At 37.7% G+C, this 17183-nt stretch carries 16 protein-coding genes; all 16 read right to left on the minus strand.

What is annotated here, in order from left to right; translation table 11 throughout:
* Positions 1–69: 69 nt before the first annotated feature.
* The gene (locus tag QUG14_RS10185; protein WP_289340411.1) at positions 70–432 is read right to left on the minus strand and encodes a small basic family protein; all 363 of its coding nucleotides are present in this window, start codon (positions 430–432) and stop codon (positions 70–72) included.
* A complete protein-coding gene (locus QUG14_RS10190; protein ID WP_289340412.1) occupies positions 432–1169 on the minus strand; it encodes a DUF881 domain-containing protein in 738 nt (245 codons plus the stop codon). Before QUG14_RS10190 ends, QUG14_RS10185 begins: the two co-directional genes overlap by 1 nt.
* Before the next feature lie 53 nt (positions 1170–1222).
* Positions 1223–1930: a DUF881 domain-containing protein gene (locus QUG14_RS10195; protein ID WP_289344120.1), complete on the minus strand. Its 708-nt coding sequence runs from the start codon at positions 1928–1930 to the stop codon at positions 1223–1225.
* Complete coding sequence (locus tag QUG14_RS10200; protein WP_289340413.1) at positions 1911–2711, minus strand: cell division protein FtsQ/DivIB; 801 nt, start codon at positions 2709–2711, stop codon at positions 1911–1913. Before QUG14_RS10200 ends, QUG14_RS10195 begins: the two co-directional genes overlap by 20 nt.
* A 197-nt stretch (positions 2712–2908) precedes the next feature.
* Positions 2909–3817, minus strand: coding sequence for a UDP-N-acetylmuramate dehydrogenase (gene murB, locus QUG14_RS10205; protein ID WP_289340414.1), 909 nt, complete (start codon positions 3815–3817; stop codon positions 2909–2911).
* Between the two features lie 63 nt (positions 3818–3880).
* The gene (gene murG / locus QUG14_RS10210) at positions 3881–4984 is read right to left on the minus strand and encodes an undecaprenyldiphospho-muramoylpentapeptide beta-N-acetylglucosaminyltransferase (protein WP_289340416.1); all 1104 of its coding nucleotides are present in this window, start codon (positions 4982–4984) and stop codon (positions 3881–3883) included.
* Between the two features lie 462 nt (positions 4985–5446).
* Entirely contained in the window at positions 5447–6547 is a 1101-nt protein-coding gene (spoVE, locus tag QUG14_RS10215; RefSeq protein WP_289340417.1) for a stage V sporulation protein E, read from the minus strand.
* Positions 6548–6603: 56 nt separating this feature from the next.
* The gene (gene murD, locus QUG14_RS10220) at positions 6604–7956 is read right to left on the minus strand and encodes a UDP-N-acetylmuramoyl-L-alanine--D-glutamate ligase (protein ID WP_289340418.1); all 1353 of its coding nucleotides are present in this window, start codon (positions 7954–7956) and stop codon (positions 6604–6606) included.
* Positions 7957–8931: a phospho-N-acetylmuramoyl-pentapeptide-transferase gene (gene mraY / locus QUG14_RS10225; protein ID WP_289340419.1), complete on the minus strand. Its 975-nt coding sequence runs from the start codon at positions 8929–8931 to the stop codon at positions 7957–7959.
* 1 nt (position 8932) lies between these two features.
* Positions 8933–9370 carry a hypothetical protein gene (locus QUG14_RS10230; protein WP_289340420.1) on the minus strand — a complete coding sequence of 146 codons (438 nt, stop codon included), beginning with the start codon at positions 9368–9370 and terminating at the stop codon, positions 8933–8935.
* Between the two features lie 2 nt (positions 9371–9372).
* Positions 9373–10833, minus strand: coding sequence for a UDP-N-acetylmuramoyl-L-alanyl-D-glutamate--2,6-diaminopimelate ligase (locus QUG14_RS10235; protein ID WP_289340421.1), 1461 nt, complete (start codon positions 10831–10833; stop codon positions 9373–9375).
* Between the two features lie 194 nt (positions 10834–11027).
* A complete protein-coding gene (locus QUG14_RS10240; protein WP_289340422.1) occupies positions 11028–12947 on the minus strand; it encodes a stage V sporulation protein D in 1920 nt (639 codons plus the stop codon).
* Positions 12948–13039: 92 nt separating this feature from the next.
* On the minus strand, positions 13040–15274 hold the full coding sequence (locus QUG14_RS10245; RefSeq protein ID WP_289340423.1) for a penicillin-binding protein: 2235 nt from the start codon (positions 15272–15274) through the stop codon (positions 13040–13042).
* Positions 15271–15630, minus strand: a complete 360-nt coding sequence (gene ftsL / locus QUG14_RS10250) for a cell division protein FtsL (protein WP_289340424.1) — start codon at positions 15628–15630, stop codon at positions 15271–15273. Before ftsL ends, QUG14_RS10245 begins: the two co-directional genes overlap by 4 nt.
* 35 nt (positions 15631–15665) lie before the next feature.
* Positions 15666–16598 carry a 16S rRNA (cytosine(1402)-N(4))-methyltransferase RsmH gene (gene rsmH, locus QUG14_RS10255; protein WP_289340425.1) on the minus strand — a complete coding sequence of 311 codons (933 nt, stop codon included), beginning with the start codon at positions 16596–16598 and terminating at the stop codon, positions 15666–15668.
* A gap of 61 nt (positions 16599–16659) precedes the next feature.
* The gene (gene mraZ / locus QUG14_RS10260; RefSeq protein ID WP_289340426.1) at positions 16660–17091 is read right to left on the minus strand and encodes a division/cell wall cluster transcriptional repressor MraZ; all 432 of its coding nucleotides are present in this window, start codon (positions 17089–17091) and stop codon (positions 16660–16662) included.
* Positions 17092–17183 lie beyond the last annotated feature (92 nt).

Raw genomic sequence — 17183 nt, forward strand, 5'->3', positions numbered from 1 at the left:
ATTTAAATAACTTCACACCTATATCTTATAAAATTATTCGTCACAACTAAATAATTCCCTTTAAAAAAATCAATTTTTTTCTAATTTTTCTTTGTTTGTTGACCATTTTGTCAATAATATTCGTCTAATAACCGCTATATTTTGAAATAAACGAACACCAAAAGCAAAAACGGCTGCTAAATACAAGTCTACACCAAGATGAACACCTAGAAAAGCTAAACTTGCAGCAAGTAAAATATTGAAAAAGAATCCAGAAACAAAAACTTTTTCATCATAAATGTTTTGCAAGTGCGCCCTTATTCCACCAAATAATGTATCAAGAGCAGCCAAAACTGCAATCGATAGATAATTAGAATACTCTTCAGGGATTCTAATATCTGTTAATAGGCCAAGACATATGCCCACAATCAAGCCTAATAACGGAAGCCACATTATGTATTCCCTCCTTCATTCGCCTTCAATGACTCTAAATATCGAATCTGGATTGAATTATCATAGGCGGGAATCGTTATTACAGGATCTGGCTCCGAAACAGTTAGCTTGAGGTTTTCGATGAAAAATTCTTCCGTAGCTTTCGATGCTTTTATCTGGTTATATAATTTTTCAGCTGTTTCTAGATTATCAGCACCCACTTTAACCTCTATTGGTAAATTCGACAAGGCATGACCATCTATTTTTGTTTCATTGTTGATATCCCTAATGACAGTTGTATTAATAATTCTCTGCCCATCAACCGATACATATTTGGCGTCATACATATTCAATTCATTCAATAATCTTTTTAGAAGTTCAGGTGATACAGCCTTCGATATTTCTGACCCTATTTGAATGTCCTCGAGTATTGGCTCAATTCTCAGTATTAATCCGGGGGCGGTTATTTTCGTCATTCCTGCCTCAATTTTCAACTCATTAATGGTATCAAGTAATGCCTGTTCCTTACTCTGCTTTTGCTTTGATTCATAGGCAAGTAATTTTTCTTCGATCGAACGGATTTCACTCAATAGCTCAGATTGTAATTCTTTCTCTTGAAGTAAAGCCTCACGGAGTTGCCATAAATCACGAGTATCACGTTCTACAGGTTTTTTTACGGTTTGAAATTGAATGGCAATCATAAACCCTATTATTGCAGATATAGCAATAAAACTAATATTTTTTTTATGCTTGTCCACTTTTGTTCACCTTACCTTCTTTTTATTCTTTACGTGGACATTTATTCGAAGCTTTAGGACTGTCCTAAAATGGGATTTAGGATTATTTCGTTCTTTTTTTCTAGAGAAAAGACAATATTATCGTTAACAAGTTGATCCTTCACACCACCGGTAAGGTTAAGGGCAGAAGTTAATACCTCAGGGTCTCCGATAGCTGTAATCACAAATGGTGCTGGATGTTGTATACCATCAACCGTAATAACAGGACCGTTGCATAGTATATAAGATTGACTAGTTAATCTCTGACCATTAATGGCTATAGCTGCTGCACCTGAAATATATAGCTCATTAATAACTTTAAACACATGGTATTCGTGGACAAGATAGTTATTAATATTTTCTTCCTCCGGGTCATACGCTCCATCTGAAAGTTGAACAGTTACACCTTGTCCCCCTACCTTAACTTTACCCAGGAACATTCGGTATTTTTCTGCATCCTCTGCTAGGCTTGAATATACTTGAGCTTCTTTCGAAAGATCTTTTTCATTTTCAAGTACCTTATCTTGCTTTTGATTTAATTCTTTTTGTAACTTCCGATTCAATTCCTCTATTTCAATCAACTGATTTCTAAGGTCTAAGGTCTTTTCCCATTGTTTACTCGTTAGGGTAGTGTTTTTTTGATTTATTTCTTTTTGAGTAAAATGATAGGAAAATGCAACCATAAACCCAAGAACAAGGCATACTAGGGATAAAATAACATGCTTACCCTTCACCTTTATCATTTTCAATTTCTGATTCCTCCGATTCGTCCGCTTCCAATTCATAGGCCTTAAAATATGAACCTACCTCTAAATCGATAATACCCTTTTTGTTCGGATCTAATTGGCTTATGATCGAAGGATAATGGATCATTTTTTCTGAAAAACTTCGCAATGTGGCGCTCACTTCAAAACCATCGTTCATAAATAAAGATATATGATATTGGTCCGTTTTTTTGGGGGTGTAATGTATTTCAGAGATAGAGTTTTGCACCTCATCTGGTAGTTCTTCTAATTCAGATACCATTTCTTTAAGGAATGCACCTTCTTTAAATTTAAAAAGAATAGGTGCATTTACAGGTATTTCTGCTACTTTCCTATCCTTAAGGACTTTTCCGTTTTCCATTACAGGATAATAAGCGTTATCTGACTCTATATAAGCAATCTTATTACGTTCCTGAATCTCAATGTTTACCGTATTTGGCCACTTAATCTTTACTTTCGCATTCTTAATAACATTCATCTTTTGGAGATCTTGAGCAATATCATTTTTCTTTACACTCCAAATGTTTGTTTTTTTAGTTATCTCAGTGTATTTAATAATTTCATTTTTTGACAGTAATTCATTTCCTATAACGGTTATCTTTTTTACATGACTTAATGGTGACTGTACATAAGCGACAACGGCAATCATGGTAAAGAACAAGCATAGAAGAACAATAAGTCTCCTGTTAGCTTTACGCCGTCTTTGCTCTTTAAGTTTTGGAATTCGATCCTCAAGAGCGACAATCTTACCTTTATCCATACACTTCCCTCCATTAAGAATAACGCTTAGCATGTCCTAAAAGAAAACCTATGAAATACTACCCGCTTTTTAAGTGCCCCTAAAAGCGAAAACAACGGCACGAAAAATCATGCCGTCATTCATTTTCTCAGTTTTTTTCCATATTTATAATGAGTAATTATATCACAAAATTTGTAATTAGTACGACTAATTCTTTTTTACTTTCGACCAATAATTTCTACCTCTGTTTCTATTTTAATTCCATATAAATTTAGTATTTTATCTTTTATATACTGAATTAAATCTAGAACATCTTTAGCTGTTGCATTACCTGCATTTACTATAAAATTGCCGTGCATTTCTGATATTTTGGCACCGCCGATTTGAAATCCTTTTAATCCTGCATCTTCAATTAATTTACCGGCATAATTTGGAAGCGGATTCCGAAAAATACTTCCGGCACACGGGAAATTCCATGGTTGTGTGACTTTGCGATAATCTTTGTTTTTTTGCATTTGAGAAACAATTGCTGCCCTATCACCCTTAGTTAATTTGAATTCAGCTTCTAGAACGATACCAGGCCGTTTCTTTTGAAGGACTGATGTCCTGTAAGTGAATTCCATTTCCTCGTTCGATAACCATTCCATTGAGCCATCTTCAAATAATATATGTGCCTTTGTTAAGATCTTACTGATGTCTGAACCATGTGCCCCAGCATTCATATAGACTGCTCCACCAACTGACCCAGGAATACCGCTTGCAAATTCTAACCCTGACAAACCCTTCTTAGAAATCAAGGTTGATAAGCTAACGATGGAATGGCCGCCTCCAACAGTAATAGTCGAGTCATTTATGGTTAGATGGTCCAAGCCTGAGCTTAATTTAATTACCACACCTTCAATCCCCTTATCCGAGACGAGAAGATTTGATCCTCTGCCAATAGCTCTCCATGGGAGTTGACGTTCTTTAATAAAGGACATTACTTTTTGAATATTTTCCAAAGAGGAAGGTTCAATAAAGAGGTCAGCAGGACCCCCTATTTTCATCGTAGTATGCAAAGACAGCAGTTCATTTTCTTTAACTTTACCTATATTTAAATCTTGAATTTCTGTTATTAATCCGTCCATTCGTATCACCCTATCTTTCAAAACAAACGTATAGTTTTAGTCTATGCTTAAAAACTTTTTGGGCTACTTTTGTTTTTCTTTTACAAGTTGTTTCATAAGATTATATAGCCGATTAGCCGAGTCTGGTACCCCTAATTTTTTTGCATTTACTTTCATCATCTTTAAATTTTGTTCATCTAATAAAATTTTATCAATATGCTGAATTAAGCTCTTACTATTTAAGTCTTTTTCGATAAGTAATTCCGCTGCTCCGTGATCACTTAGTGACCTGGCATTTTTTTCCTGATGATTATTGGTTACATACGGACTTGGGACGAGAATGCTCGGAATTCCCAGTGAAGTAATTTCAGCGAGTGTCGTTGCACCGGCCCTAGAGACAACTAAATCTATGCCTGCAAGAACCTCCGGCATGTTATGAATAAAGGGCTTGATTACAACATTTTTCGGATTCCCAACAAGCTCAACTTCATTTTGAACATCTTCAAAATGGGCATCTCCCGTAATATAAAGGACTTGATAGGGTTTATCTCCAAATTCGGAGAGTGCTTTTACTACCGCATCATTTATTGGTCTCGCACCGCGGCTCCCTCCGAAAATTAGTACTGCCGGCATTGACGTACTTAATCCTGCAGACAGCCTTCCTCTTATTCCGTCTTTTCCAAGTACTTCTGAGGCCCTTGGATTTCCAGTAAAGACTACTTTCTCCTTTGGAAAATGTTCTCCTGCCTCTTCAAAGCAGATGGCAACTTTGTTAACATACCTGCTTAGGAATTTGTTTGTCAGCCCTGGTACACTATTCTGCTCGTGGACAATCGTTGGGATATTTAATTTAGCAGCAGCATATACAACTGGACCACAAACATACCCCCCTGTTCCAATGACAATATCAGGCTGGAATTCTTTTAACATTTTTTTACTTGCCCTAGCACCTTTTAAAAATCTGATTACAGTTTTAATATTATCCAAGGATAATTTCCTTTTAAACCCTGTTATATGAATGGATTTAAATGGAATCTTCTCCCTTGGTACAATCGTACTTTCCAGCCCATTCTGTGTCCCTATGTATAAAACTTCCGCATTTTTGTTTTCTTTTTGTATCTCTCTTATTAGAGCAAGAGCTGGATAAATATGTCCGCCAGTTCCCCCACCACTTACTACTATCTTCATATGTCCACCCCAAATTAAAAAATTGCTTCTACGTTATTTCCTATCCTATCTTACTATAAAATTAACAGAAGTTATTGATTGAAAAAAGAATGTTATCTAATTGTAAACTTATATAGGAAATAAATAAGGCTGTGTTAGTGCAAATTCTGGATTTTGGCTCTGTTGATTGAAGCGGAAGGCACGAAGATCCTCGAAAATGCTAACGCATTTTCTTCGTGCGGTGCTTATTCACTGAAGCAAATTCAACGTCCTGCGGGATGAAAAGGTCTTCGGGAGACCCCACAGGCGCCTAGCGCCGAGGAGGCTCCCGGACTCCCGCGGAAAGCGAAGTGCCTCGTGACAGGCAGAGACCGCCTGTCACTGCGGTGCTTATTCAAAGGAGCTTTCCTTAGTGGAGCGGAAATCAACAGACTTAATTAACACAGCCAAATAAAAAGAACCCTGCCTTGAAAACAGGGTAAATTAATATCTAGAATAACGGCTAATATTTAAAAGAACACCTATAGCCATCAACATTAATGTTAGAGAAGAACCACCATAACTTAGAAATGGCAGTGTTATACCCGTAACAGGCATTAACCCCGTTACTACACCGATGTTAATCATAACTTGAATGGCGACCATTGAAATGATTCCAACTGCTAAAAAGCTCCCATATAAATCTGGTGCCCCAAGGGCGATACGAATTCCCCTCCATAACAGCAGTGCAAACAAAAGAATGATAAAAGAACCGCCAATAAATCCGAGTTCTTCAGACAAAATCGCAAAGATAAAGTCCGTTTGTGGTTCAGGTAAGTAAAAAAACTTTTGCCTGCTTTCACCAAGTCCAAGACCAAATAGTCCACCAGGACCGATTGCATATAGCGATTGGATCATTTGAAAACCACTTCCAAGCGGATCTTGCCAAGGGTCTAAAAATGAGGTTATTCGTTTCATCCGATAAGGTGCTGAAGCAACTAATCCTACAAATCCCGCTAAGCCTATTAACCCTAATAAAGCAAAATGTCCTACCCTTGCACCAGCAATAAATATCATGACGACACATGTTCCAATCATTACTGTACCTGTACCCAGGTCTGGCTGCAGCATAATCAAAGCAAAAGCTACAAAAACAAGACCTAATGAAGGTACTAGACCCTGACGGAAGGAGGTTATCAACTTTTGTTTCTCAGAAAGAAACTTGGCTAAAAAGGCTATCATCGCAAGTTTCATAAACTCTGATGGCTGAACGGAGAAGGCACCTACTCCAATCCAGCTGCGCGATCCATTACGAACATTTCCAACCCCTGGAATGAGCACAAGTATCAGTAACACAAAGCAGGCAATTACTAAGACCTTGGACCACTCTTTCCATGTCAAATAATTAACATTCATAATAAAGAACATGGCTGCAATCCCAACACCAGCAAAGAGTGTTTGTCTTTTTGCAAAGAAGAACGAGTCATCAAATTTATACTCTGCCCATACTGCACTTGCACTATAAACCATTATAAGACCTACAGCTAATAACGTAAATGTACATATTAGTAATATAAAATCAGGAGTTGTTCTCTTTGTCGGCACACCTAACACCTCGAATAGCAAGTTTTAGGGTTTCCGCTTTTCGCTTTGGACAACCCTTACTTAAGCTTATGCACCGCTTCGATAAAAATGTCTCCCCTGACTTCAAAACTTTTATATTGATCCCAGCTTGCACACGCAGGAGATAACAAAATAACGTCGCCAGGTTCTGAATATTGAAAAGCAACCGGCACGGCCTTTTCAACATTATCGACAGTGTTAATTTGTTTTATTCCTGCTTCTACCCCGACCCGCTGAATTTTAGATGAGGTTTGGCCAAAAGTAATTAATGCTTTCACATTATTTAAATATGGGATTAATTCATCAAATTCATTTCCACGATCTAGTCCGCCTGCCAACAAGATAATTGGACTTTTAAACGCCTGTAACGCAGGGATTGTGGCAAGTATGTTTGTTGCCTTTGAGTCATTATAAAATTTTCTATCCTCTATTTCAGTAACATACTGCAAACGATGTTTAACCCCAGTGAACGTACTTAAAACCGACTGAATGGCTTCATTACTCACACCCATTAACTTTGCTGCAGCCATTGCTGATAATATATTTTCGAGATTATGAACCCCCGGAAGAGCGATTTCCTCCACTAACATCACTTTCTCACCATTAAAGCAGATATATCCGTCGCGGATAAAAGCACCTTCATTAAGCACAGTTTTTGTAGAAAATGGAATAATAGCTGCATGAGAGTTTTTAGCAATCTCCAGCACTTCCTTCTGATCTGCATTAACAATTAAGTACTCTGCTTCTGTCTGGTTCTTTGTAATATTTGCTTTCGCATTAATATACTCACTTCTAGTGCCATGATAATCCAAATGGGCATCATAGAGATTGGTAATAATAGCTATTTTGGGGTTAAACGTTTCTATTCCCATTAATTGAAAAGACGATAACTCGATGACGATATTATTTTCAGCTGTAGCCTCCTGTGCAACACCTGATGCAACCGTCCCAATATTACCGGCAATGAGAGGCTTCTTTTTGCCCTCTTTCAGCATTTCAAAGACAAGTGTAGTTGTTGTCGTTTTTCCATTAGTCCCCGTTATCCCAATAAAAGGTGCTTCTGATATTTGGTAAGCCAACTCAACCTCCGTTAACACAGGGATACCTTTCTGAATCGCCCCTTCAATAATTGGGTTTTGATATGGAATGCCTGGATTTTTTACGATAAGTTCAAATCCTTCATCCAGAAGTTCAACAGGATGTTCACCACAGATGACCTTGATTCCTTGCTCTAGTAATTCTTGTGCTTCTGGATTCTCTGATAATGGCTTTTTATCATTTACCGTTACGAACGCACCAAGCTTATGTAAGAGTGCAGCAGCTGTTACCCCGCTTTTCGCTAAACCAAGGACAAGAATTTTTTTATGAAGATACGTATTAATCTGCTTCAATTATAACCACACCTCAATATAGATACCTAGTATCGCTAATATTAAACCAACACTCCAAAAAGTTACAACAACCTTCCATTCAGACCAGCCAAGAAGTTCGTAATGGTGATGGAGTGGACTCATCCGAAAGATTCTTTTACCTGTTGTTTTAAAAGAGATGACCTGTAAAATGACAGATAATGTTTCAATTACAAATACGCCACCAATAATGATTAATAACAACTCTAACTTGGTTAAGATTGCAATTGTCGCTATTGCACCACCAAGTCCAAGTGATCCGGTATCGCCCATAAACACCTTTGCAGGATGGGCATTAAAAACCAGAAAACCTAAAACTGCCCCTGCGACCGCCACTGAAAAGATTGCCACTTCCATCTGTGATTGATTCCAGGCGAGGACTGCAAATGCACCAAATGCTATCGCAGAAGTACCTGATACTAATCCGTCCAACCCATCTGTCAAATTGACTGCATTTGAAAAGCCTACCAGCCAAAAAACAATAAAAAACACAAAAAACCAGCCTAATTCAAGGGAGTAATCAGTACCTGGTACAGAGATTTCTGTTGGAAATCCATTTTGTTTATAAACAAGATAAAAAATAACCGAAATAATAATTTGCCCCAGTAATTTTTGTTTAGAGGTTAGGCCAAGATTACGCTTTAAGGCGACTTTGATAAAGTCATCCAAAAAGCCAAGTAAACCAAAACCAAAAGTCACAAGGATTAGTAAGTATGTTTTAACAGTCGGTTCAGAAAACTTTCCAGTCATAACAAGTGTCGTAATGATAATTGAAAAAAGAATCATAATTCCACCCATTGTTGGTGTGCCCGTTTTTACCTGATGGGATTTGGGGCCTTCCTCCCGAATGCTTTGTCCAAATTTCAACCTTCTTAAGAAGGGAATAAAAATCGGAGAAAGTAAAACTGTAATCAAAAATGCCATTAATATTGTGAAAAAAATAACTTGCTCCAACATTTTATCCCCTCCTCTCTACAACATTCAACTTTTCCAACATTACCGCTATATCATATGTTTCTTTATTTTCTTTAAGAAGTTCTTTATTTAAAAATACGAATTTTGTCATATCCATTTTCTCTGTTTTATCTCCGTCTATTTTTTCTAAATATATTCTTAACAAATCTCTAACGCCCTCGATGGGTTTGTCAGTAAAAAAGATTGGAAAGTGGTTTGGTGTATATCTCGGTACCTGTTTCTTTTTATCCCAAATCGCAGCAATAGCACCGTTTGCAATCGCCTCTAGAAGTTCTCCAGACGCATCATTTAACGGTATAAATAATCCCCTTTTCTGCTCGATAGCTGCATTGTCAGTGACTGTAAAGTATAAATGGTCCGCTTCTTTGATACCTTTAAAGTCAGAGAATATTGTGACTAAATCATTAAATGCTAAATACATTCCTATCTCTCCTCGATAGCTTCCCGAGCCACTACCCGGTCATCAAAATCATAAACCTTACTGCCAATAATTTGGTATGTTTCGTGACCTTTCCCAGCAATTAAGATTACATCACCTTCTGCAGCCTGATTAATTGCGGTTACAATCGCCTCTTTTCGATCAGGAATTGTGATGTAATTTTTACTTGAGACGCCTTCTTCCATATCTCTTAGTATTGCAATCGGGTCTTCACTCCTTGGGTTATCTGAGGTGAAAATGGGATCTGTAGCATAACGAGAAGCAATTTCAGCCATCAAAGGCCGCTTCGTTTTATCTCGGTCTCCTCCACATCCTACTATGACAAATATCCTCTTCTTGGCGAAACTCTGGATCGTTTTCAACACATTTTCTAAACTGTCTGGTGTATGAGCATAATCAACAATAACGGTAAAGTCTTGACCAGCACTAACAAGCTCAAATCTTCCGTCTACCCCTCTAACGCTCTCGATAGAATCAATAATATCGCTTATTGGAATCTCTGAAACAAACGCAGTGGCGATACTAGCTAAAACATTATAGATGCTAAACTTCCCAATCAATTGGATATTGATTGGATAACTCTTCTCTTTTATAACTATTTCAAAAGTAGTGCCCGCAGAAGTCATATGAATATTTCTTGCATAAAAATCTGCCTCATTATCAATTCCATAAGTAACCACATGGGCTGCTGTTGATTTTCTGTACAATTCAGAAGCAGAATCGTCAGCATTTAAGATTGCATATTTAGGTTTATTAGGGTCAAATGTGTTTCCAAGTTGGGAAAATAATAAACTCTTGGCATGCATATAGTCTTCCATTGTTTTATGATAATCCAAATGATCTTGGGTGAGGTTTGTAAATACTGCTATATCGTAGTCACAGCCATGGACTCTTCCCATATGTAAGGCATGCGATGAAACCTCCATAATTGCTGTATCAACGCCTGCATCAAGCATTTGTTGGAACCCTTTTTGGAGGACAAGACTTTCTGGGGTTGTATTTTTTGTTTCTATCTTCTGATCACCTATTTTAGTATACATGGTTCCTATTAACCCAGTATTATGAGATGCATCAGAAAATATCTTTTCGATTAGATGACTAGTTGTTGTTTTCCCATTCGTTCCTGTTATTCCGATTAAATGGAGCTTTTTTGTTGGATGATGATAAAATGCATCAGCTAGTACTGCCATTGCCCTAGTTGTATCATTAACAATGATAACGGGTACTGAAAGTGGAAGTGCTCTCTCAGAAAGAACTGCAGCTGCACCATTTTTCACTGCTGATTCGGCAAAATTGTGACCGTCTACCGTATATCCTTTAATACAAATAAATAAACTTCCCTTTTGCACCTTGCGGTTGTCATTTTCAATCGATGTGATTTCTGCATTCGTCCCTTCATATGGAACGAGGAGGTGCAAATGTTTAAGTAAGTCCTGTAGTTTCATGTTCTCAAATCCTCTCTTGCCTTTCAAAAAGTGTTACCAATATTTACATTAAGAACCTTTTAACAAAGATTCATCTTATTTTACAGCAAATCAAAGTAGAATGCCATTTATCCTTAAGATTCATGAATATTTTTTAAATAGAATAAGCGGCGGAATTTATTCCGGCCGCCTGACTCAAAAAGTTATAACTCTTCTTATTCATCTTTATCAAAATAAAGCCTAATGGTTGAACCTTCTTTTACCTTTGACCCAGCTTCAGGGGATTGTCTTACAACAATATCACCTTCACCGCTGGCATCTATTTTAAGATTTAATAGTTGTTCTGTGATTTCTAACTTGGTTAAGCCCGTTAAGTCAGGAAGTGTAATCAATGGCTTATCAGGCCATTTTATTTCTTTTTCAATTTGATCTTTTCGAGGTTCTACGCCCATAGCCATTAGACCATCCTTCATAATACTGCCAACGATTGGTGCTGATACAGTTCCCCCGAAAATAAGTCCACCTTTCGGATTATCCACAGCAACATAGACAACGATTTGAGGATCATCTGCAGGAGCAAAGCCCATAAATGAAACGATAAAGTTATTTTCCAAATATCTTCCGTTTTGAGCTTTTTGGGCAGTTCCTGTTTTACCGCCAATTCGATAGGAATCAACAAACGCCCTGAACCCTGTACCTTGGGCGACTACACTCTCTAATGCATGACGAATTTCTTTGGACGTTTCTTCAGAAATTACTCTTCTTTTTGCAACAGGAGTATTTCTCATGACTATTTCTTTCGTTACAGGATCTATTAACTCTTGTGCAATATACGGTTTATAGAGAGTCCCTCCATTTACCGCTGCCGCAACTGCAGCAACCTGTTGAATAGGGGTCACCGATACCCCTTGACCAAACGCAGTGGTTGCCAATTCAACGGGACCTACTCGATTTAAATTAAACAAAATCCCTGAGCCTTCGCCAGCTAGATCTATCCCTGTTTTCTGCCCAAAGCCAAAGTCTTTAATATATTTAAACAACGTGTCTTTTCCTAGTCTTTGCCCTAATTCCACAAATCCAGGGTTACATGAATTTTGGACGACCTCGAGGAATGTTTGGCTTCCGTGACCGCCTCTTTTCCAGCATTTTAGTCTTGCTCCTGCAACTTCTACGGAACCTGGGTCATGAAAATGTTCCTTTTCTAAATCGACCTTACCTTCCTCTAATGCTGCTGCGAGTGTGATAATTTTAAAGGTCGAACCAGGTTCATAGCTTGACCACACCGGCAGGTTTCTGTTGTACACCTCTTGTGGAACGTTCTGAAAATTTGCTGGATCAAAGGTTGGACGGCTCGACATCCCTAAGATCTTCCCATTATTTGGATTCATTGCAATAGCAATAATTCCATCGGGATTATATGTTGCTTCTGCAATATCAAGTTCTCTCTCAATAATGGTTTGAATCTTCGTATCAATCGTAAGTTTTAAATCAAGACCATCTACAGGCTGCTCGTAGTCATCAGCCATGTCATTCATTCTTTCTCCCTTGGCATTGGCGTAAAATTTAACCGATCCTCTCTCTCCACTTAACTCTTTGTCATAGTAAAGCTCTAATCCCATTAACCCCTGGTTGTCCACCCCAGAAAATCCTAAAACATGAGAAAGATAGCTTCCGAATGGGTAATGTCTTTTTGAGTCTTCTCCTATATATACCCCTTCAAGCCCTAATGCCCTGATTTCTTTTGCTTTTTCATGAGATATCTTCCTACCTTCTTTTATTCGAACGATGGATTCACCTTGGGTAATTTGGCGATATGCATTTTCTTTTGGAATATTTAAAACTGCTGCAAGTTTTTCAGAAGTTGTTGCAGGGTCCTTCACCTGTCTCGGTACCACATATACTGTTGGTGCACTAACATTTGTTGCTAATGGGACACCATTTCGGTCTAAAATCTCGCCTCGTTCTGGTTCAAAAGGAATATTTCTACTCCACGACCCCTTTGCTTGACCAGTTAACATATCACCTAGTACAAACTGTACATAACCAAGGCGGACATCAATGATTAGAAAGATTAGAATTCCCACGAATAATGCAATCATTAACCTTTTACGGACAGTAACATTTGAAACACGCATAAAATGAACGAGCCTCCTTTATCCTACTCGTTCATTTATATGCTTGTACTTATTTGAATAGAACTTTTAGGAATACTGTACATAACCTATGATTAATCTAATGGAACATCCTCTACTTCTTCTTCAGATAACTCACTATTTTCATTTGCTTCCTTATTTTCTTCTTCTAATTTCAATACTTCTTCTGGAGTTTTTAAATCAACGATTAAGAAATCTCCTTTTCGTAAGACTGCACCTTCAGTAATATTTTGCTTAACAACATAACCACTGCCTGTAGAATTTAGTTTTACACCTGATAATTTAGCAACCTTCATTACGTCCCTGAGTGACCATCCTGTCATATCTGGTGCTGCCAAATCTCCACCCGTTTTGATTATTATTTTTTCACCCTCAAGAACATTCGTATTCGCTGCTGGAAGTTGGCCAGTAACTTTTGAACCTTTGCCTAGAATAACCACTTCTAAATCTGATTTCTCAAGTTGTTTCATTGTTTCGGTTACACCTTGACCTTCTAAATCCGCTAGTTTCGTGGTAGAGGCTTTTTCTTGCTGTAAAGGCTGAATATTTAAATACTGTAAACTATTTTTCATTACAGGATTAAAAACCAATGATACTGGAATAGACCCCATCGAATAGTGGTCTATCTCCGGTTGTTGAACAGCAACGTATACAATTAACTTTGGATCATCTTTCGGAGCCATACCTAAAAATGAAAAAATATAATCTTCTTGTCCATCTAAATAGCCGCCCTTAGGATCTGGAATACTTGCTGTCCCTGTTTTCCCAGCAACACTATATCCATCAATTTGATAACGAGTCCCCGTACCGGTTTCTTTGTTTGTCACAACTGTTTCTAGGATATCACGGACTTCCTTAGCGGTTTTTGCTGAAATAGGAGAGGAAACAACCTCCGGAGTTATGTCATTAATAATTTCTCCCGTGTCGTGGTTAACAATTTTATCGATTACTTGCGGTTTCATCATTTTCCCATTATTAGCAATCGCTGTTGCTGCTTGAATTTGCTGAATTGGAGTAATTGCTGTTCCTTGTCCATACGCTGTGGTTGCTTTTTCAATTGGCCAAGTAAACTGAATTTTCCCTGTTGTTTCAGAAGGCAAATCAATCCCTGTTGGTTGATCAAAACCAAATTTCGTTAAATATTCACGGAATTTTTCAAATCCTATTTTTTCATTTGCTAATTTTGCAAAAGCAACATTCGAAGAACGTTGAACACCCTCCAGGTAGGAAATGGTTCCCCAACCCGATCTTTTATGATCATGTATCGGCTTATCTTTTGATGTTACTTTATAAGAACCAGACTGGAACAGTTCATTGGGATCAAATTTATTTTCTTCAATGGCGGCTGCAAGCGTGAAAATCTTCATCGTTGAACCAGGCTCAAATGAAGTCTCGATTGCTTCATTATGCCAACTATTATCAATTCCTTCTTTCGTTTTAGGATGAAAAGAAGGTCTTTGACCCATTGCTAGTATTTCACCTGTTTTAGGATCAGCAACGATGGCAATAATTTTTTTGGGGTTATATTCTTCTACTACTTTGTTCATGGCATCTTCCAAGAAGGTTTGAATCTTTTTATCAATGGTTAAATAAACATCATTACCGTTCTGTGCAGGGGTAACTTTCTGTTCGCCGTTCGGAAGTAAATATCCCCATAGATCACTTTCGTAATTAATTTGTCCATCCTTACCAGTTAACTCATCATTTAATGTCTTTTCAATTCCCATTTTTCCGACGTAGCTGTAGGTTCCATCTTCCTCCTCGATTCTGTCCGCATAACCAATCAAATGAGAAGCAAAGACACCATTCGGATAAAATCTTTTCGAATCACGTTTAAACGTAATACCAGGAAGTTTCAGAGCTTCAATTTCTTTTTTAGTCTGGTGTGATATATCTCTACCTGCTTTTCCGAACTCAACCTGGAACTGGTCTTTTGTTAAAATACTATAAATCTCGGATTCTTCCATCTTAATATATTTCGCTAATTCCCTTGCTGTTTTTTCGGGATCACTTACATGGTTTGGCTTTTTTGGATTTGTAGTCATTTTTTTATCCAAAATTGCAATTAACGTATAAGCCGTCGTATCCTCGGAGATGACTTCTCCTTTTTTGTCGTAGATTACACCTCTTGCCGCATCTAGATTCCCCGTTCTGCTATATTTTTGCTGGGCTTTTGCTGCAAGTGGCTGGGATCCGACTTCACCAGTAAATTGTATGGAAAAATATCTAAAAAGCAATATAAAAAAGAGCAGGCCGAATAATGCAAACAATCCGGCTGCTCCGAAATTCATATATGGCTGTTTCTTCATTCCTCATGCACAACCTTGACGTTATTTTCGTTTAATACAAGTCCCATCTGCTTAGCTTTTTCCCAAATCCGCTCATACGTGCTAAGCTCACTTACTTGTACCTGCAAGTCATTATTTACCTTTTCCATTTCATTAATGGAGGTCTGTACTTCTTGTATTTCCTTATTTACCTGGTAAATTTCTGCTTGATTCGAGATGAGATGGACGGCACCAAAACAAACCAACCCTGTAAATACGATTCCAATTACTTTCTCCCCAGGTGTAAGCCAGTGCTTTTTTGTTTTTACTATAGGACGTTCCTGTACTGTCCGTTCTACTTGTTGTTGTTGCTGAAATTTCCTGGCAAGACTACTCATTCTTTCCCCTCCACATGGTTATTTTTTATATCTATTTATTGTTTTTCTGCAATCCGCAGTTTTGCAGATCGAGCACGATTATTATGTTCTAATTCCTCTTCAGATGGAAGAATTGGCTTTCTAGTAATTAACTTCAAAATAGGCTTAAATTCCTCTGGAATTATAGGTAAACCATGCGGTAAGTCTGGTATTTCACTGGCTTTCTTAAAAGCAGCCTTACAAATCCGATCTTCTAATGAGTGAAAGGTAATAACACTTATCCTTCCTTCGGGATTCAGGATATCAATTGCTTTTTGTAATGACTTCTCGAAAACCGCTAATTCATCATTAACCGCAATTCTTACTGCCTGGAATATTCGCTTAGCTGGATGTCCGCCCTTCCTTCTTGCAGGAGCAGGAATCCCTTCCTTAATCAGTTCAACCAACTCAAAGGTCGTTTCAATTGGCTTGAGTTCTCTTCTAGCCTCAATTTTTCTAGCTATTTGCTTAGAGAATTTCTCTTCTCCATATCGAAAAAAGATTCTTACCAAGTCTTCATATGACCAATGATTAATAACATCATAAGCAGAAATATTTGCATCATTGTCCATTCTCATGTCCAGCGGTGCATCATGATGATAACTAAAGCCTCTTTCTGGAGTATCTAATTGAGGTGAGGAAACACCTAGGTCATAAAGAACTCCGTCAACTTTTTCAATTCCAAGCTTTTCAAGTTCTTCCTGAAGGTATAAGAAATTGCTTTTAATTATTGTAAGTTGCTCACCATAGATAGACAATTTCTCTTTTGCATGGGCAATAGCTATTTCATCTTGATCGAAGGCAAACAATTTTCCGTTGTCAGTAAGTTTTGAAAGTATTAGTGAACTGTGTCCAGCCCCGCCTAACGTACAATCAACATAAATGCCGTCTGGTTTAATATTTAATCCATTAACAGCTTCTTCTAATAATACAGTTGTGTGTTCAAACATCATTATCACCTTTTCCAATCGAACGATATAAAACTCAAGTTATAATAGAATAACTTGTCCATTATATATCAAACCCAATCATATTTTCTGCAATTTCAGCAAAAGATTCTTCTGACTGTGAGAAATAGTCTTCCCAAATCTGTTTGCTCCAGATTTCGATCCGATTGGAAACTCCTAAAACTACACATTCTTTTTCAAGTTTTGCATACTGAAGCAATGGTGCTGGAATATTAATCCTTCCTTGTTTATCCAGTTCACTTTCTGTTGCACCGGAAAAGAAGAATCGGGTAAATGCACGGGCGTCTTTTTTTGTTAAGGGCAGGCCTTTAAGTTTTTCTTCAATCAGCGCCCACTCTGATAATGGGTAACCAAATAGACATTGATCCAATCCGCGTGTGATGATAAACATCTCTCCAAGATCATCGCGGAATTTGGACGGCACAATCATCCGGCCTTTATTATCAATGCTATGATGGTATTCACCCATAAACATACCCGGTACCCCCACTTTCTATATAAAATGTACCACAATCCCCCACTTTCCTCCACCTATTTTTAAATTATTCTTCCTTGCTGGCGTAAATC

The sequence above is a fragment of the Neobacillus sp. CF12 genome, assembly GCF_030348765.1.
Classification (GTDB): Bacteria; Bacillota; Bacilli; order Bacillales; family Cytobacillaceae; genus Neobacillus.